Here is an 18,224-nt window from a genome sequence, read left to right as displayed (position 1 = left end):
TATGCCAAAGATTGTAATTTTGCCTCATGCGGACCTCTGTCCGGATGGCGCTGTTCTGGAAGCGAAGACCGGTGAAACCATTCTCGATGTTGCCCTGCGCGCAGGTATCGAAGTGGAACACGCCTGTGAAAAATCCTGTGCCTGCACCACCTGCCACTGCATCGTGCGCGAAGGTTTCGACTCGCTCGCCGAGAGCACCGAAGACGAAGACGACATGCTGGATAAAGCATGGGGTCTGGAGCCAGACAGCCGCTTAAGCTGCCAGGCCGCGGTGACCGATGAAGATCTGGTCGTGGAATTCCCACGCTACACCATCAACCACGCACGCGAGCATTAATATGGGACTGAAGTGGACAGACAGCCGCGAAATCGGCGAAGCGCTCTACGACGCGAACCCGGATCTCGATCCGAAGACCGTACGATTCACCGACATGCACCAGTGGATCTGCGATTTAGAGGATTTCGACGACGATCCAAACGCATCCAATGAAAAAATTCTGGAGGCGATTCTGTTAGTCTGGTTAGATGAAGCAGAATAAATAACATAACGGGCTGCCTTCAGGCGGCCCGTTTGCTAGTTGCTAATAAGGAAAAATAAAATGACCGAAGCGATGAAGATTACGCTCTCGAATCAGCCTGCTGACGCGCGCTGGGGCGAGAAAGCCACCTACAGCATTAACAACGACGGCATTACCCTGCACCTGACGGGCAACGATGATTTGGGCCTGATCCAGCGCGCCGCGCGTAAAATTGACGGGCTGGGCATTAAACACGTCTCTCTGGAAGGCGAAGGCTGGGACACCGACCGCAGCTGGGCGTTCTGGGCAGGCTACAAAGGCCCGAAAGGCACCCGCAAAATCGAGTGGGCTAACCTTGATGAAGCCGGCCAGAAAGAGCTGGAAAGCCGCCTGAACATTATCGACTGGGTGCGCGATACCATCAACGCACCGGCGGAAGAGCTGGGGCCGGAACAGCTGGCGCAGCGCGCCGTTGACCTGCTGTGCGGCGTGGCGGGTGACAAAATGTCCTACCGCATCACCAAAGGTGAAGATCTGCGCGAGCAGAACTATATGGGTATCCACACCGTGGGCCGCGGTTCCGAGCGTCCTCCTGTATTGCTGGCGCTGGATTACAACCCAACCGGCGATAAAGCCGCGCCGGTATTTGCCTGCCTTGTCGGGAAAGGCATTACCTTCGACACCGGCGGCTACAGCCTCAAGCAGAGCGCGTTCATGGACTCCATGAAGTCCGACATGGGCGGCGCGGCGACCATTACCGGCGCGCTGGCGTTCGCTATCACCCGTGGCCTGAACAAGCGCGTGAAGCTCTACCTGTGCTGCGCCGACAACATGGTCAGCGGTAACGCCTTCAAGCTGGGCGACATCATCCGCTACCGCAACGGCAAAAACGTTGAGGTGATGAACACCGACGCGGAAGGCCGTCTGGTGCTGGCCGATGGCCTGATCGACGCCTCTGCGCAGAAGCCAGAGCTGATTATCGACATGGCGACCCTGACCGGCGCGGCGAAAACCGCCCTGGGCAACGACTACCATGCGCTGTTCAGCTTCGACGACAAGCTGGCCGCGCGTCTGCTGGCAAGCGCTGCCGCGGAGAACGAGCCGTTCTGGCGCCTGCCGCTGGCCGAATTCCACCGCAGCCAGCTGCCGTCTAACTTTGCCGAGCTGAACAACACCGCAAGCGCGGCGTACCCGGCTGGGGCAAGCACCGCAGCAGGCTTCCTGTCCCACTTCGTTGAGAACTACCACGAGGGCTGGCTGCACATTGACTGCTCCGCAACGTACCGTAAAGCGGCGGTTGAGCAGTGGTCCGCGGGCGCGACCGGTCTGGGCGTACGTACCGTGGCGAACCTGCTGACGGCTGAGTAATCGTTGCCCCCTCACCCCAGCCCTCTCCCCAAAGGGGAGAGGGTGTTCAAATTCCCTCTCCCCTTTGGGGAGAGGGTTAGGGTGAGGGGAGAAATGCATCATCTGGAATTGTTATGTCAGAAACCAAAAACGAATTAGAAGCCCTGCTGGAGCAGGCAGCGACCGAGCCCGCCCACCGTCCGGCATTTTTCCGCACGCTGCTGGAATCCACCGTTTGGGTGCCGGGTACCGCGGCGGAAGGCGAGCAGGTTGTCGAAGACAGCGCGTTGGATCTCCTGCACTGGGAGAAGGACGACGGCACCTCGGTGATCCCGTTCTTCACCTCGCTGGAAGCGCTGCAGAAAGCGGTAGAAGACGAACAGGCGTTCGTGGTGATGCCGGTGCGCACCCTGTTTGAAATGACGCTGGGCCAGACGCTTTTCCTCAACGCGAAGCTGCCGACCGGAAAAGAGTTCACGCCGCGTGAAATCAGCCATCTGATTGGCGAAGAGGGCAACCCGCTCAGCACTCAGGAGGTGCTGGAAGGGGGCGAAACGCTGCTGCTGTCTGAAGTGGCCGAGCCGCCTGCGCAGGTGATCGATTCCCTGACCACGCTTTTCAAAACGCTCAAGCCCGTCAGGCGCGCGTTCCTCTGCTCTATCAAAGAGCGCGCGGACGAACAGCCCGTGCTGCTGATCGGTATTGAAGCCGATGGCGATATCGAGGATATCATTCAGGCGGCGGGAAGCGTGGCCACCGACACGCTGCCGGGCGATGAGCCGATTGACATCTGTCAGGTGAAGAACGGTGAGAAGGGCATCAGCCACTTTATTACCGAGCACATTACCCCGTTTTACGAGCGCCGCTGGGGCGGCTTCCTGCGCGATCTCAAAACTAACCGCATCATCTGATTACGGCGGGGTGAATATCACCCCGTTGCTTCCAGCAGCAGTAAATCCATCAGCAGCACCAGATTCGACTCAAACGACGTCACCCCCGCGGCTTCGGCGGCGAAGTGTACCGCTTCGTCATAGAGGGCAAAGTGCACGTCCGCCATTCCCGCCAGCGTATTGGCCGAGGCGCGGGTAAACGCGACGATCGTCATGCCGACGTTTTTGGCAATCCGCGCTTTATCCAGCACCTGCTCCGTTTCGCCGCTGCGCGAGACGGCAATAAACACTTCATAGCGTGCGGCATTGCTGAGAAAAATGTTCCGGCTGTCGCCCGGCCCGGAGATAAACGCCGTTTTGCCCAGCACCTGCAGTTTCTTGGTCAGATACTCGGCAAAGAGATAGGAAAACCCGGCGCCGTAGAGAAAGAAGCTCTCTTTCTGGCGCAGCAGGTCGGCAAACTGCTGGCGTTTGTCGTGGGTGACCCACTGAAAGGTTTGCTGATAGTTGGCGATAAACTGATTAAAAAGCGCCGGCAGTTCAGGACGCGACTGCCCCTGAACGGCAATGTGCGGCGTGTCGGAGAGCAACTGTTTGCAGTGCCAGATAAACTCGCTAAAACCGCTGAACCCCAACTTCTGACACAGACGCATTATGGTGGCAGTGGAGACGAACGTCGCCTGAGCCAGCTCGCGAACCGTAATCTTGCCGACCAGCAGCGGATGTTCCGTCAGGTGGGCAAGGACGCGGTACTCCGCGCGGGTCAGGGATGCCCCGCGCGTTAACAGCGTGGCCAGGCGGTTATCCATTACTTCGCCGGTTCAACCGGCAGGTCGTCACGCGCGCCCCATTCGCTCCAGGCACCGTCGTAGAGCGTAACGTCATTTACGCCGAGCGTGGCGAGCGCCAGAATAACCACGCAGGCCGTTACGCCGGAGCCGCAGCTGGCAATAACCGGACGGCGTAAATCCACGCCCGCACGGTCAAAAATAGCGCGCAGCTCGTCGGTGGTTTTCAGTTCGCCCTCAAACACCAGATCGCCCCACGGCACGTTCAGCGCCCCCGGAATATGGCCGCGCTTGAGCCCCGGACGCGGTTCGTCCGCTTCTGCATTAAAGCGTGGCGTAGGGCGAGCATCGACGATTTGGGCCGTTTTTTCATGGCTCACGACCAGCACGTCGGTCAGGCGTTTCACCACGTGAGCGTCGAAGGTGGCATCGAATTCGCCTTCCGGCAGCGTCACGTCGCCCTGCTGGAGCGGCAGCTCGTCGCGCTTCCAGCCCGCGAGGCCGCCCGCCAGAATCGAGACCTTTTCCACGCCGAAGTTTTTCAGCATCCACCACGCGCGCGGGGCCGAGAAGAGGTTACCTTCGTCATAAACAACGAGGTGTTTGTCTTTGCTGACGCCCAGCTCGCGCATCGCCACGGAAAACGCTTCCGGGCGCGGCAGCATGTGCGGTAGGGGAGAGGTGTGATCGGAGAGGGCTTCAATATCAAAAAATACCGCGCCAGGCAGGTGTCCTGCGCGGTATTCACCGGGAACATCGCGATGCTCTTGCCCCGGCGGGGCCATACGTGCGTCAATAATCTGAACTTCCGGATCGTCACCGTGCTCAATCAGCCAGTCGGCGGCGACAAAATATGAGGTGGACATGGGTTGCCTCCATTCTTTTCCGTAAAAAAGGATTGTCGGTGTTTTTTCTGACACCGACAAGCAAACCACGTTCAACTCGCGAGCAAGCCCCTATTTTTTCACCGTTTCGCCGTCCTGCCAGGCTTTTTGCAGCGCAGGCCAGTAGTCGCGGTTGGCCTCGATCATCTCATCGAGAATTGCCTTCGCGTGTTCCATGGTCGGCACGGTGCGGTTAAGGGTGAATGCCTGGAGGGCTTTCTCATAGCTCCCTTCGATAGTCGCCTCTACCAGCAGCTGTTCAGAGGCGAGCTGCTGTTGCAAAAGGGTCTGATGGAACAGCGGCACCTGGCCGATGCGAATCGGTTCCGGACCTTCGGAGGTGATATAAGCGGGGACTTCCACCACGGCATCGTAAGGCAGGTTGGTAATCGCACCGCGGTTTTCCACCATCACCAGATGGCGGCTCCGCAGGTTAAAAGCCAGCGAGCAGGCGACGTCAACGATAAATTCACCGTGGACGCCCACGTGGAAGGCATCCGGCAGAACCCCGGAGCGCTTGTACTCTTCGGCGGCGGCGAACAGCTTTTTCTCGCGCCCGTCCATCACTTCATTGGCGCGGGTATAGTCCGGGTTCTGATGCTCCACGATCTGGTTCGGCATCAGGTAATACTGTAGGTACGGGTTTGGCAGATACTCCGGGAAGTTGTCCATAATCGGCTTAATGTTGCGCCAGGTCTTCACCCAGGACGGATCGGAATGCTGCGGATCGGTTTTGGCCGCATCTTCCGTCAGCAGGCCAAACTTCGCGATATGCTTACGCAGCTCCGGCAGCTTGTCCTCGCCGTCCACCAGCACGCGGGTAAACCAGCCGAAGTGGTTCAGACCGAAGTAGTCGACCTCCAGCTTGCGGCGATCGACCCCCAGAATCGCCCCCATGTTACGCATGGCAGCCACCGGCATATCGCAAATGTTCAGCACGCGCGCGTTCGGGCGCAGGCGCCGCACCCCTTCCGCGACGATCGCCGCCGGGTTGGAGTAGTTCACGATCCAGGCCTTCTCGTGCGCGTAGCGATCCACCAGATCGATAAGTTCCACCATCGGCAGGATGGTGCGAAGACCGTACGCCAGCCCGCCGGGCCCGCAGGTTTCCTGGCCTACCACGCCGTGGCGCAGCGGGATCTTCTCGTCCTGCTCGCGCATCTTATACTGGCCGACGCGCATCTGGGCGAAGACAAAATGGGCGCCGCTAAAGGCCACTTCCGGATCGCTGGTGACGGTGAATTTGATGCTCTGACTGTGGTCACGAATGACCTTCTCGACAACCGGCGCAATGGTGTTCTGACGCGCGTCGTCGATGTCGTAGAGGCGGATTTCGGCCAGCGGGAAATCCTGCAGGCGCACCATCAGGCTTTTCACAATACCCGGCGTGTAGGTGCTGCCGCCGCCGGCAATCGACAGAATGAATGGGGGTGTAAACATCTTTAGCTCCTTTCAGAGAAACGTCTCAACGGCTTCTCGCATTTTTTTGACGTGCAGCCCGTAGACCACCTGAACGTTGTTACCTTGTTTGATAATCCCTTTCGCGCCGGTCGCCTTCAGGCGTGGTTCGTCGATAATGGCGACGTCCTTCACCGTGACGCGCAGGCGGGTGTAGCAGTTATCCACCACTTCAATATTTTCCCTGCCGCCGAGCCCCGCCACGATGGATTCGCCCAGCCCGTCGTTGTTGCCTTTGGCCTGGTACTCCTGCTTGCTGTAGAGGCGCGTCTCCTTATCGTCATCCTCACGGCCGGGCGTCTTCATGTTGAAGCGCAGGATCAGGAAGCGGAACACCGCGAAGTAGAGGGCGAACATGATCAGCCCGACCACGATGTACATCGGCCAGTTGGACTTTTCCGTGCCGAGCGGCAGGTTGTAGAGGATGAAGTCGATAATCCCATTGGCGCCGATGGCGTGAACGCCCAGCAGCGAGAACAGCATCATGCCGATGCCGGTCAGCACCGCGTGCACCACGAACAGCAGCGGGGCGACGAACAGGAAGGAGAACTCAATGGGTTCGGTCACGCCGACCAGCAGAGAGGTGAGCGCTGCCGGGATCAGAATCGCCTTTGCCGCCGCTTTGCGCTCCGGCTTCGCGGTCATGTACATCGCCAGCGCCGCTGCAGGCAGGCCAAACATCTTGCTGATGCCGCGGGCGTCCCACACCACGGTGCTGCTGAGCTGCTTCACGTCCGGGCAGGCCATCTCGGCAAAATAGATATTGCGTGCGCCCTGATAGGTTGCGCCGCACACCTCCTGCGTGCCGCCCAGCTCGGTATAGAGGAACGGGGTATAGACCAGATGATGCAGGCCGGTAGGCACCAGAATGCGTTCCAGGAAACCGTAAATTGCGACGCCAAACGGCCCGGAGCCTTTGATGGCCAGCGCCAGGGCGCTGATGCCGTGCTGGGCAAACGGCCACAGTTCACTCATCACCACGCCGAGCAGCATGGAGACGGGGAGCATGACGATGGCGACAAAACAGTGGCCGGAGTAAATCGCCATCGCGCCGTTAAACTGTACGCCGGAGTATTTGTTGTACAGATAGCCGGAAAGCGCCCCGGTCAGTATCCCGGCAAAGACCCCCATTTCCAGCACCTGCACGCCCAGTACCATCGTCTGTCCGGCTGCTTTCATCTGCGCCGCTGGCGCCAGCGCGCCCTGCAGCTGTAGCGTTACGTTCATGGCGTTAATGAACACCACAAAGGTCACCAGGCCAATCAGCGCGGCATAGCCTTTATCGCGCGTCGCCAGGCCAATCGGGATGCCGACGGCAAACACCAGCGCCAGGTTGACCAGCACCGACACGGCAGATTTCGCGATAAGCTGACCAAGATGCTGGATCAGCGGATGGCCAAGAAACGGCAGATATTCCGCAAGATTACCGTTACCCAGCACGTTACCAAAGGCAATAAACAGACCGACGATCGGTAAGATCAGCACCGGTCCGTACAATGATTTTCCGAAATTTTGTAGGGCGTTCACGGCTCGTTTCATGGCTTTCTCTCTTATTGAACCGCGCACTCGGGGTGCGTCATGGTTATAAAACTAGCAGCCTTCAGACATGTTCATCCATCTATCTTATTGTTTTAAAAACAAATGACCTCAAAAGTAACATGTAACGTTTGGTGCTGTGATCGGTGTAGCATTGCCGGGTGACAGTAGGGGACCGTTCTGCGAGGCGCTTTCAGGATTCTAAAATTGGACTTTTTGAATTAATGAAACTTGCGGATAATACTTATCCGGACGACGACCAACAGGCCCCATAGGCCAGGGACAAAGGATGAAACCGTTTCGCCTAGCCGCGATTTCTCTCGCGCTGCTTACCACGTTTACGCTTGTCGGCTGTGATAACAGCGACGATACCACTCAGTCTGCGGCTCCCGCCGCCTCCACCCCATCGACACCGAAAGCCGCGGAAAAGCCCGACGCTGATAAGCTGGCAAAACTGGCGGCGCAGAGTCAGGGCAAAGCGTTAACCCTGCTGGACGCCTCAGAGGTGCAGTTGGACGGCGCTTCAACGCTGGTGCTGACATTCTCTGTTCCGCTCAATCCCGATCAGGATTTCGCGAAAACCGTGCATGTCGTGGACAAGAAAAGCGGCAAGGTTGATGGGGCGTGGGAACTTGCGCCTAACCTGAAAGAGCTTCGCCTGCGCCATCTGGAGCCTAACCGCAACCTGGTCGTCACCGTTGAACGTGACCTGCAGGCGCTGAACAAGGCGACGTTCGGCATTGATTATGAAAAAGCCCTGACCACCCGGGACGTTGAACCCACTGTAGGTTTTGCCAGCCGCGGCTCGCTGCTGCCGGGCAAGGTAGTGGAAGGTCTGCCGGTGATGGCGCTCAACGTCAACAACGTGGACGTGAATTTCTACCGCGTGAAGCCTGAATCGCTGGCCTCCTTTGTCAGCCAGTGGGAATACCGCAACTCGCTGACCAACTGGGAATCCGACAACCTGCTGAAGATGGCGGAGCTGGTTTACACCGGTCGTTTCGACCTCAATCCGGCGCGCAACACGCGTGAAAAATTGCTGCTGCCCCTGAAGGATATTAAACCGCTCCAGCAGTCTGGCGTTTATATCGCGGTCATGAACCAGGCCGGGCACTACAACTACAGTAACGCCGCGACGCTCTTTACCTTAAGCGATATTGGCCTGTCCGCTCACCGTTATCATAACCGTCTGGACATTTTCACCCAGAGCCTGGAGAACGGCGCGGCGCAATCCGGCGTTACCGTTACCCTGCTAAACGATAAAGGGCAGACGCTTGCCGAAGCGAAAAGCGACGGCGATGGCCACGCAAAGCTTGAGACCGACAAAGAAGCCGCGCTGATCCTGGCCAGCAAAGACGGCCAGACCACGCTGCTTGACCTCAAGCTGCCTGCGCTCGACCTGGCGGAGTTCGACATCGCAGGGAGCCCTGGCTACAGCAAGCAATTCTTTATGTTTGGCCCACGCGATCTCTACCGCCCGGGCGAAACGGTGATCCTTAACGGTCTGCTGCGCGACAGCGACGGTAAGCCACTTCCCGACCAGCCCGTGAAGCTTGACGTACTGCGTCCGGACGGACAGGTCGCGCGCACGATCGTCGTCAAGCCAGAGAACGGACTCTATCGTTTTAACTATTCGCTGGACAGCGGGGCGCAGACCGGCATGTGGCATATCCGCGCCAATACGGGCGATAACCTGCAGCGTCTGTGGGACTTCCACGTCGAAGATTTTATGCCTGAGCGTATGGCGCTTAACCTGAGCGGGCAAAAAACGCCGGTTTCACCTCAGGATAACGTCGACTTCAACGTGGTTGGGTATTACCTCTATGGCGCCCCGGCCAACGGAAATTCTCTGCAGGGCCAGCTTTTCCTGCGTCCGCTGCGTGATGCGGTGGCTGCGCTGCCGGGCTTCCAGTTTGGTGATATCGCCGAGGACAACCTGAGCCGCAGTCTGGATGAAGTTCAGCTTACGCTCGACGAACAGGGGCGTGGGCAGGTTTCTACCGAAAGCCAGTGGAAAGAGGTGCACTCTCCTCTCCAGCTGATCCTGCAGGCCAGCCTGCTGGAGTCGGGCGGTCGTCCGGTGACGCGCCGTGCCGAGCAGGCCATCTGGCCAGCGGCGGAGCTGCCGGGCATCCGTCCTCAGTTCGCCAGTAAAGCCGTTTACGACTACCGCACCGATACCACCGTTAACCAGCCGATTGTCGACGAGAACGGCAACGCCAGCTTCGATATCGTGTATGCCGATGCCAGCGGGGCGAAAAAAGCCGTTTCCGGGTTACAGGTTCGTCTGATCCGCGAGCGCCGGGACTATTACTGGAACTGGTCGGAAAGCGAAGGCTGGCAGTCGCAGTTTGATCAAAAAGATCTCATTGAAGGCGAACAGGAGCTGACCCTTAAGGCCGATGAAACCGGCAAAGTCACCTTCCCGGTTGAGTGGGGCTCTTATCGTCTGGAGGTTAAAGCGCCGGATGAGATGGTCAGCAGCGTGCGCTTCTGGGCGGGCTACAGCTGGCAGGATAATAGCGACGGCACCGGGGCTGCGCGCCCCGATCGCGTGACGCTGAAACTGGATAAGCCAGCGTATCAGCCTGGCGATACCATCAATCTGCACATTGCAGCGCCGGCAGCAGGCAAGGGCTATGCAATGATCGAATCCAGCGAAGGGCCGCTGTGGTGGAAAGAGATCGACGTCCTGGAAAACGGGCTTGATCTCGCCATCCCGGTCGACAAGGCCTGGAAACGTCACGATCTCTATCTCAGCACGCTGGTGGTTCGTCCTGGGGATAAATCCAAATCCGCCACGCCGAAACGCGCGGTCGGTTTGCTGCATCTGCCGATGGGCGACGAAAATCGCCGCCTGAATATTGCGCTGGATAACCCGCAAAAAATGCGTCCAAACCAGACGCTCTCTGTGAAGGTGAAAGCCAGCGTGAAAGAGGGCACTGTGCCGCAGAAGGTGAACGTGCTGGTTTCGGCGGTGGACAGCGGCGTGCTGAACATTACCGATTACGTCACGCCAGATCCGTGGCAGGCGTTCTTTGGTCAGAAGCGCTACGGCGCGGATATCTACGATATCTATGGCCAGGTCATTGAAGGCCAGGGCCGCATGGCCGCGCTGCGTTTTGGTGGCGATGGGGACGAGCTAAAGCGCGGCGGCAAACCGCCGGTGAACCACGTTACCATTATCGCCCAGCAGGCGCAGCCGGTTACGCTTGATGCCAACGGGGAAGGCACCGTTACGCTGCCGATTGGCGACTTCAACGGCGAGCTGCGTCTGATGGCGCAGGCCTGGACGGAGGATGATTTCGGCAGCAGCGAAAGTAAGGTTATTGTGGCCGCGCCGGTCATTACCGAGCTGAATACTCCGCGCTTCCTGGCAAGCGGGGATATCTCGCGCCTGACGCTGGATCTCACCAACCTGACCGACAGGCCGCAAACGCTGAACGTGGCACTGACCGCAACCGGCAAACTGTCTCTTGAAGGCGCACAGCCGCAGCCGGTGCAACTGCCGCCAGGTGCACGAACTACCCTGTTTATTCCGGTGCGCGCGCTGGACGGCTATGGAGATGGTGAAGTGACCGCGCAGGTGACCGGCCTGCAGCTTCCTGGCGAGACCTTCGCTCCGCAGCAGAAGAGCTGGAAAATCGGCGTGCGTCCGGCGTTCCCCGCACAGACGGTGAACACGGGGGCCATGCTGAACCCTGGTGAATCCTGGACCGCACCGGCGCAGCATAGCAACGGTTTCTCTCCTGCCACGCTGCAGGGGCAACTGCTGCTGAGCGGCAAGCCGCCGCTCAACCTGGCGCGCTATATTCGCGAACTGCAGGCGTATCCGTATGGCTGTCTGGAGCAGACCACCAGCGGCCTGTTCCCGTCTCTCTACACCAACGCGGCGCAGCTTGCCGCGCTTGGCATCAAGGGAGACACCGATGATAAGCGCCGTGCGGCCATTGATATTGGCATCTCGCGCCTGCTGCAAATGCAGCGTGAAGACGGTGGTTTTGCGCTGTGGGATAAAAACGGTCCGGAAGAGTACTGGCTTACGGCCTACGTGACCGACTTCCTGGTACGCGCGGGCGAGCAGGGCTACAGCGTGCCTACCGACGCGGTCAATAACGCGAACAGCCGTTTGCTGCGCTACCTGCAGGATCCGGGCATGATGTCCATTCGCTATAGCGACGATACGCAGGCCAGCAAGTTTGCCGTGCAGGCCTATGCCTCGTTGGTGCTGGCTCGTCAGCAAAAAGCACCGCTGGGCGCGCTGCGTGAAATCTGGGATCGTCACGGGCAGGCGGCTTCCGGGCTGCCGCTGATGCAGCTGGGTATGGCGCTTAAGCTGATGGGCGATGTCCCGCGCAGCCAGCAGGCGCTGGATCTGGCACTCAAAACGCCGCGTAACGACAGCAAAACCTGGATGGCCGATTACGGCAGCCAGCTTCGCGATAACGCGCTGATGCTTTCTCTTCTGGAAGAGTACAAGCTGCTGCCGGACGCGCAAAATACGCTGCTGAATGTGCTGTCCGAACAGGTCTTCAGCCAGCGCTGGCTGTCCACCCAGGAGAGTAACGCGCTGTTCCTGGCCGGACGTTCGCTGCAAACCCTTTCAGGTACGTGGCAGGCGAACACTACGCTTTCTGATACCGCGTCAGGCGGGGATAAGGCGCTGGTACAAAACGTCAACGGTGACCAGCTTGGCGCGCTGGAGGTGACTAACACCGGGACGACACCACTGTGGGTCCGCCTGGACAGCACCGGTTATCCAGAAAATGCGCCTCAGCCGAGCTCGAACGTGCTGCAGGTTGAACGTCATATTCTGGCAACCGACGGCAGCACGAAGTCGCTCTCTTCGCTGAAAAGCGGTGAACTGGTGCTGGTGTGGCTGGAAGTGAAAGCCAGCCAGAACGTGCCGGACGCGCTGGTGGTGGATCTCCTCCCTGCGGGTCTGGAGCTGGAAAATCAGAACCTGGCGAGCAGCAGCGCCAGCCTGCAGGACAGCGGCAGCGAAGTGCAGAACCTGCTCAGCCAGATGCAGCAGGCGGATATTCAGCATATGGAATTCCGCGATGACCGCTTTGTGGCTGCCGTGCCGGTAAATGAAGGTCAGCCGGTCACGCTGGTTTATCTGGCGCGCGCCGTGACGCCGGGAACTTACCAGGTACCGGTTCCGATGGTGGAGTCAATGTACGTGCCGCAGTGGCGGGCGACGGGTGCGGCCAGTGGCCCGCTGATTGTTGTTCCGTAATATGCGGATAGCACGATTGATACGCTCCCGCTGGCTGTGGCTGGCGGGAGCGCTTCTCATTTTATGGGGGCTGATCCTGGCCGCTGACCGCCTGTGGCCCTTGCCTCTGAAAGAGGTTAACCCCGCGCGGGTGGTGGTGGATGAGAAGGGAACGCCGCTCTGGCGTTTTGCCGACAACGACGGGATCTGGCGCTATCCGGTTACGATTGAAGAGGTCTCTCCCCGCTATCTTGAGGCGCTGATCCAGTACGAAGATCGCTGGTTCTGGGATCATCCTGGCGTAAACCCGCTCTCTGTCCTGCGTGCCGCCTGGCAGGATCTCAGTTCTGGCAAAGTCGTCTCTGGCGGCAGTACGCTCACCATGCAGGTAGCACGCCTGCTGGATCCACATCCGCGCACCATTGGCGGCAAAATTCGTCAGCTCTGGCGGGCGATGCAGCTGGAGTGGCATCTTTCCAAGCGCGACATTCTCACGCTCTATCTCAACCGCGCACCCTTTGGCGGTACGCTGCAGGGGGTTGGGGCGGCAAGCTGGACCTATCTTGGCAAACCGCCGTCGCAGCTCAGCTATTCCGACGCGGCGCTGCTGGCTGTGCTCCCGCAGGCACCGAGCCGTTTACGTCCGGACCGCTGGCCTGAGCGGGCCGAAGCGGCGCGCAATAAAGTGCTCGATCGCATGGCGACGCAGGGGGTCTGGTCTGCAAAGCAGGTCAAAGAATCCCGTGAAGAATCGGTATGGCTGGCGCCCCGACAGATGCCGCAGCTGGCTCCGCTCTTTGCACGCATGATGCTCAGCAAAAGTCGCGACGCTAAAATTGTCACCACGCTTGATGCCGGGCTGCAGCGGCAGTTGGAAGAGCTGGCAATGAACTGGAAATCCCGCCTGCCGGCACGCAGCTCGCTGGCGATGATCGTCGTGGATCATACCGATATGAAAGTACGCGGCTGGGTTGGATCGGTGGATATCAACGATGACACGCGTTTTAGCCACGTCGATATGGTCAATGCGATCCGATCGCCAGGATCGGTGCTGAAACCGTTTATCTACGGCATGGCGCTGGACGATGGTCTGATCCATCCCGCCTCGTTGCTGCAGGACGTTCCAAGAAAAACCGGTGATTATCGCCCCGGGAATTTTGACAGCGGGTTCCACGGACCGGTCAGCATGAGTGAAGCGCTGGTGCGCTCTCTCAACCTGCCGGCCGTCCAGGTGCTGGAAGCCTACGGGCCAAAACGTTTTGCCGGGATGCTGAGTAACGCTGGCCTGCCGCTGATCCTGCCTGCGGGGGCTCAGCCGAATCTGTCTCTGATCCTCGGCGGGGCCGGCGCGCGGCTGGCAGATATCGCTGCGGCCTACAGCGCCTTTGCCCGACACGGTAAAGCGGGAAGGTTGCGGCTACAGCCTGGCGATCCGCTGAGTGAACGACCGTTACTCTCGCAAGGCTCGGCGTGGATTATCCGCCGTATTCTGGCGAATGAGGCGCAGCCGCTACCGGATAACGCGCTGCCGCAGGTTGCGCCGCTGGCCTGGAAAACGGGCACCAGCTACGGTTACCGCGATGCCTGGGCCATTGGTCTGAATGCCCGCTACGTGATAGGCATCTGGACCGGGCGACCGGACGGCACACCCGTGGCCGGGCAGTTTGGTTTTGCCAGCGCGGTTCCGCTACTGAACCAGGTCAATAACCTGCTTCAGTCACGCTCAACGGTAGACGAAGCCCGTTTGCCGCGCGATCCGCGCCCGGCAAGCGTCGGGCGGGGCGCGATCTGCTGGCCTGGCGGTCAGTCGCTGCCGCAGGGCAGTGAAAACTGCCGACGCCGTCTGTCGACCTGGCTGCTTGAAGGGAGTGAACCGCCCACGCTGCTGTTGCCGGAGCAGGAAGGCATTCGCGGCATTCGTTTCCCCGTCTGGCTGGATAAAACGGGCAAACGTGTGGCAGCGGATTGCCCGGATGCAACAGAGAAGGTTCTTGACGTCTGGCCGCTGCCGCTGGAGCCGTGGCTGCCTGCCAATGAGCGTCGTGCGGCACGGGTTCCTCCTTCATCAGCAACCTGTCCTCCGCTCTCGCAGGACGCACCTGCGCCACTCATCCTGACCGGCGTGCGCGAAGGGGCCGTCATTAAACGTCTGCCGGGGGAATCCCGCGTTTCTCTGCCGCTTCAGGCGACAGGCAATAGCGGCGAGCGCTGGTGGTTTTTGAACGGAGAGCCTCTCGACGTGAAAGGAAGAGTTTACACATTACAGCTTGATAAATCGGGCGATTATCAGTTACTCGTTATGGATGAGACCGGGCAGGTTGCGACGGTGAATTTTACGCTGCAGTGACCTTAAAACTGCATTCGGCTGTGAGCTGTTGCTAAAACTCGTCTTATTTTAAAAAAATGTTACCTGAATCCATAGGCAATGGCGCTATTGCTCATTATAATCCGCGCCACACCATACTCAGGTATGCAAAACAACAGAACATTGACAGAGGTTATCATGGCTATTGAACGTACTTTTTCCATCATCAAACCAAACGCGGTGGCAAAAAACGTTATTGGCAGCATCTTCGCTCGCTTTGAATCAGCAGGGTTCAAAATTGTTGGCACCAAAATGCTGCACCTGACCGTTGAGCAGGCTCGTGGTTTCTACGCTGAGCACGAAGGTCGCCCATTCTTTGACGGCCTGGTTGAGTTCATGACCTCCGGTCCAATCGTTGTATCCGTGCTGGAAGGCGAAAACGCAGTACAGCGTCACCGCGATCTGCTGGGTGCAACCAACCCGGACAATGCGCTGGCAGGTACCCTGCGCGCTGACTATGCAGACAGCTTCACCGAGAACGGCACTCACGGTTCCGACTCCGTTGAATCTGCTGCGCGCGAAATCGCTTTCTTCTTCGCAGAAGGCGAAGTGTGTCCACGTACCCGTTAATTTAACGGTTTCGTTTACACATTATTTTCGTAAATGCCGCGTCCAGACGTGGCATCCCTGCGCCAGACTTTGTACAATGCAACGCCCCGGACGAGCAGACCGCTTTCCGGGGCGTTTCTATTCAACCCTCCATGGGCCATAACGTGTAACAACGAGGCCGGTAAATATTATGTCTGAATTAGTGAATACCTCCGAAGTCGCCATTCCTGCGGTTCCAAATAAAAATGGAAAAATCAACCTGCTGGATCTGAACCGTCAGCAGATGCGCGAGTTCTTTAAAGAGATGGGCGAAAAGCCGTTTCGTGCCGATCAGGTCATGAAGTGGATGTACCATTACTGCAGCGACAATTTTGATGACATGACTGACATCAACAAGGTCCTGCGCAATAAGCTCAAAGAAGTGGCTGAAATCCGCGCACCGGAAGTGGTGGAAGAGCAGCGCTCGGCCGATGGCACCATCAAATGGGCGATTGCGGTCGGCGATCAGCGCGTTGAAACCGTCTACATCCCGGAAGAAGACCGTGCCACGCTCTGCGTCTCTTCTCAGGTGGGCTGTGCGCTGGAGTGCAAATTCTGCTCAACCGCGCAGCAAGGCTTTAACCGTAACCTGCGCGTGTCAGAAATTATCGGCCAGGTCTGGCGTGCCGCGAAGATCGTGGGTGCGGCAAAAGTGACCGGTACTCGTCCCATCACTAACGTTGTAATGATGGGGATGGGTGAGCCGCTGCTGAACCTGACCAACGTGGTTCCGGCGATGGAAATCATGCTGGATGACTTCGGTTTTGGTCTGTCCAAGCGTCGCGTGACGCTGTCTACCTCAGGCGTTGTGCCTGCGCTGGACAAGCTCGGCGATATGATTGACGTTGCGCTGGCAATCTCCCTGCACGCGCCAAACGATGAAATTCGTGACGAAATTGTGCCGATCAACAAAAAGTACAATATCGAAACCTTCCTCGCTGCCGTGCGTCGCTATCTGGAAAAATCCAACGCTAACCAGGGCCGCGTAACCATTGAGTACGTGATGCTCGATCACGTCAACGACGGTACCGAGCATGCGCATCAGCTGGCTGAATTGCTGAAGGATACGCCATGCAAAATCAACCTGATTCCATGGAACCCGTTCCCGGGCGCGCCGTATGGCCGCAGCTCGAACAGCCGCATCGATCGCTTCTCCAAGGTGCTGATGGAGTACGGTTTCACCACCATCGTGCGTAAAACCCGTGGTGATGACATTGATGCCGCATGTGGACAGCTGGCAGGTGATGTGATTGACCGTACTAAGCGTACCCTGCGTAAACGCATGCAGGGCGAGACGATCGCGGTTAAAGCTGTTTGATTATTATGCACTCACGGCGCATTATCTGCGCCGTGAAGCATAATCTTACTGAATAACCAGTCAGAATCGTGATGACTGCTCAATAATTACGGTGCGTTTCATCCGACTTTCGGGCAGTATGTAACGACGTAACAACAGTTTAGCCGTACGGGCAGGGCTGTACTGTCATCTCCGGGCTGACAGTCTTATACTGTCTGTTCAAGGTTAACTGACCAGAAGTTTCGCGGTGCGGGTGGCATTGTGACTCACCGGCACCTGAACCCTTTTTTTCACGTACCAGTAGTTGTAGCGAATGAATACTGAAGCCACTCACGACCAACATGAAGCACTCTCCACTGGCGTTCGTCTTCGCAACGCCCGTGAACAACTCGGACTCAGCCAGCAAGCCGTTGCGGAACGCTTGTGCCTGAAGGTTTCCACGGTTCGCGATATTGAAGAAGATAAGGCACCTGCCGATCTGGCTTCAACTTTCCTGCGCGGTTATATCCGCTCTTACGCAAAACTGGTGCACATCCCCGAAAACGAATTACTGCCAATGATGGAGAAGCAGGCCCCGGTCCGTGCAGCAAAAGTTGCGCCGATGCAGACCTTCTCCCTGGGGAAACGTCGTAAAAAACGTGATGGCTGGCTGATGAGCTTTACCTGGCTGGTGCTGTTTGTGGTGATCGGTCTGACCGGCGCATGGTGGTGGCAAAACCACAAGGCGCAGCAGGAAGAGATCACCACCATGGCCGATCAATCCTCCGCCGAACTCAACCAGGCCGGAAGCGATAACGCCCAGAGCGTGCCGCTGAATACCGACGGCGCGGCCACCTCCAGCGAGCCACAGACGGCTGCGACAGAGGCGCCGGCGACCAATGCTGCGCAGGCTCCGGCAGCAACGGCTAACACTGCTCCACAGGCTCAGCCTCAGGATCAAAACGCGGTGGTTTCCCCTTCTCAGGCAAATGTTGATACTGCGGCGAACGCGCCTGCGGCCACGCAGCCTGCAGACAATACCGCAGCGTCTCTGCCTACCAGCCCGGCGGGCACTGCCACAGCAGCCGATCCAAACGCGCTGGTGATGAACTTTAGCGCCGACTGCTGGCTGGAAGTGACTGACGCGACGGGTAAAAAGCTGTTCAGCGGCCTGCAGCGTAAAGATGGCACGTTGAACCTAACCGGCCAGGCTCCTTATAAACTTAAAATCGGCGCTCCGGCAGCGGTACAGATCCAGTATCAAGGAAAACCTGTCGACCTGAGCCGCTTTATCAGAACTAACCAGGTTGCACGTCTTACCGTTAATGCCGAACAATCAGCAGCACAGTAACA

Annotated in this window: 13 protein-coding genes; 9 read left to right on the top strand and 4 right to left on the bottom strand. The window is 58.5% G+C overall.

Annotated features, from left to right (window positions below; translation table 11 throughout):
- Position 1 precedes the first annotated feature (1 nt).
- From fdx to sseB, 4 genes are all read left to right on the top strand, one after another.
- On the top strand, positions 2 to 337 hold the full coding sequence (gene fdx / locus ACWHWP_RS17300; RefSeq protein WP_003860652.1) for an ISC system 2Fe-2S type ferredoxin: 336 nt from the start codon (positions 2 to 4) through the stop codon (positions 335 to 337).
- Between the two features lies 1 nt (position 338).
- Entirely contained in the window at positions 339 to 539 is a 201-nt protein-coding gene (gene iscX, locus ACWHWP_RS17295; RefSeq protein ID WP_003860650.1) for a Fe-S cluster assembly protein IscX, read from the top strand.
- 60 nt (positions 540 to 599) lie between these two features.
- Positions 600 to 1,886, top strand: coding sequence for an aminopeptidase PepB (gene pepB / locus ACWHWP_RS17290; protein ID WP_047346762.1), 1,287 nt, complete (start codon positions 600 to 602; stop codon positions 1,884 to 1,886).
- 113 nt (positions 1,887 to 1,999) lie between these two features.
- Positions 2,000 to 2,776 (top strand): enhanced serine sensitivity protein SseB, encoded by a 777-nt coding sequence (sseB, locus tag ACWHWP_RS17285; protein ID WP_059312121.1) that lies wholly within the window; start codon positions 2,000 to 2,002, stop codon positions 2,774 to 2,776.
- Between the two features lie 17 nt (positions 2,777 to 2,793).
- Here sseB and ACWHWP_RS17280 read toward each other — a convergent pair whose 3' ends face one another.
- The 4 genes from ACWHWP_RS17280 to ACWHWP_RS17265 form a co-directional block, all read right to left on the bottom strand.
- Positions 2,794 to 3,564, bottom strand: a complete 771-nt coding sequence (locus ACWHWP_RS17280) for a MurR/RpiR family transcriptional regulator (protein WP_063427837.1) — start codon at positions 3,562 to 3,564, stop codon at positions 2,794 to 2,796.
- Complete coding sequence (sseA, locus tag ACWHWP_RS17275) at positions 3,564 to 4,409, bottom strand: 3-mercaptopyruvate sulfurtransferase (protein WP_447856074.1); 846 nt, start codon at positions 4,407 to 4,409, stop codon at positions 3,564 to 3,566. The genes ACWHWP_RS17280 and sseA overlap by 1 nt, the downstream gene beginning before the upstream one ends.
- Before the next feature lie 90 nt (positions 4,410 to 4,499).
- Positions 4,500 to 5,867: a 6-phospho-alpha-glucosidase gene (locus ACWHWP_RS17270; protein WP_447856073.1), complete on the bottom strand. Its 1,368-nt coding sequence runs from the start codon at positions 5,865 to 5,867 to the stop codon at positions 4,500 to 4,502.
- A 12-nt stretch (positions 5,868 to 5,879) separates the two neighbouring features.
- A complete protein-coding gene (locus tag ACWHWP_RS17265; RefSeq protein WP_059312117.1) occupies positions 5,880 to 7,424 on the bottom strand; it encodes a PTS transporter subunit EIIC in 1,545 nt (514 codons plus the stop codon).
- A 286-nt stretch (positions 7,425 to 7,710) separates the two neighbouring features.
- Here ACWHWP_RS17265 and ACWHWP_RS17260 point away from each other — a divergent pair, with 286 nt between their 5' ends.
- The 5 genes from ACWHWP_RS17260 to rodZ all read left to right on the top strand — a co-directional run bounded on the left by ACWHWP_RS17260 (position 7,711) and on the right by rodZ (position 18,222).
- Entirely contained in the window at positions 7,711 to 12,663 is a 4,953-nt protein-coding gene (locus ACWHWP_RS17260) for an alpha-2-macroglobulin family protein (RefSeq protein ID WP_447856072.1), read from the top strand.
- Position 12,664: 1 nt separating this feature from the next.
- Positions 12,665 to 14,989, top strand: a complete 2,325-nt coding sequence (gene pbpC / locus ACWHWP_RS17255) for a peptidoglycan glycosyltransferase PbpC (protein ID WP_447856071.1) — start codon at positions 12,665 to 12,667, stop codon at positions 14,987 to 14,989.
- A 156-nt stretch (positions 14,990 to 15,145) separates the two neighbouring features.
- A complete protein-coding gene (ndk, locus tag ACWHWP_RS17250) occupies positions 15,146 to 15,577 on the top strand; it encodes a nucleoside-diphosphate kinase (RefSeq protein ID WP_003860625.1) in 432 nt (143 codons plus the stop codon).
- A 169-nt stretch (positions 15,578 to 15,746) separates the two neighbouring features.
- Complete coding sequence (locus ACWHWP_RS17245; protein WP_014171168.1) at positions 15,747 to 16,913, top strand: bifunctional tRNA (adenosine(37)-C2)-methyltransferase TrmG/ribosomal RNA large subunit methyltransferase RlmN; 1,167 nt, start codon at positions 15,747 to 15,749, stop codon at positions 16,911 to 16,913.
- Between the two features lie 292 nt (positions 16,914 to 17,205).
- Positions 17,206 to 18,222, top strand: a complete 1,017-nt coding sequence (gene rodZ, locus ACWHWP_RS17240; protein WP_059312114.1) for a cytoskeleton protein RodZ — start codon at positions 17,206 to 17,208, stop codon at positions 18,220 to 18,222.
- The last annotated feature ends 2 nt before the right edge of the window (positions 18,223 to 18,224 follow it).

The sequence above is a fragment of the Enterobacter sp. WI-ESBL-E8 genome (assembly GCF_053364895.1).
Note: the sequence above shows the minus strand (reverse complement) of the source record. Positions and strands in the feature narration are given on the sequence as shown.

Bases quoted from the DNA above. Each gene is read 5' to 3' on its own strand.
- ACWHWP_RS17265 (WP_059312117.1), bottom strand. From the start codon at position 7,424: ATGAAACGAGCCGTGAACGCCCTACAAAATTTCGGAAAATCATTGTAC.
- ACWHWP_RS17270 (WP_447856073.1), bottom strand. From the start codon at position 5,867: ATGTTTACACCCCCATTCATTCTGTCGATTGCCGGCGGCGGCAGCACC.
- pbpC (WP_447856071.1), top strand. From the start codon at position 12,665: ATGCGGATAGCACGATTGATACGCTCCCGCTGGCTGTGGCTGGCGGGA.
- ndk (WP_003860625.1), top strand. From the start codon at position 15,146: ATGGCTATTGAACGTACTTTTTCCATCATCAAACCAAACGCGGTGGCA.
- ACWHWP_RS17260 (WP_447856072.1), top strand. From the start codon at position 7,711: ATGAAACCGTTTCGCCTAGCCGCGATTTCTCTCGCGCTGCTTACCACG.
- sseA (WP_447856074.1), bottom strand. From the start codon at position 4,409: ATGTCCACCTCATATTTTGTCGCCGCCGACTGGCTGATTGAGCACGGT.
- ACWHWP_RS17245 (WP_014171168.1), top strand. From the start codon at position 15,747: ATGTCTGAATTAGTGAATACCTCCGAAGTCGCCATTCCTGCGGTTCCA.
- sseB (WP_059312121.1), top strand. From the start codon at position 2,000: ATGTCAGAAACCAAAAACGAATTAGAAGCCCTGCTGGAGCAGGCAGCG.
- iscX (WP_003860650.1), top strand. From the start codon at position 339: ATGGGACTGAAGTGGACAGACAGCCGCGAAATCGGCGAAGCGCTCTAC.
- pepB (WP_047346762.1), top strand. From the start codon at position 600: ATGACCGAAGCGATGAAGATTACGCTCTCGAATCAGCCTGCTGACGCG.
- fdx (WP_003860652.1), top strand. From the start codon at position 2: ATGCCAAAGATTGTAATTTTGCCTCATGCGGACCTCTGTCCGGATGGC.
- rodZ (WP_059312114.1), top strand. From the start codon at position 17,206: ATGAATACTGAAGCCACTCACGACCAACATGAAGCACTCTCCACTGGC.
- ACWHWP_RS17280 (WP_063427837.1), bottom strand. From the start codon at position 3,564: ATGGATAACCGCCTGGCCACGCTGTTAACGCGCGGGGCATCCCTGACC.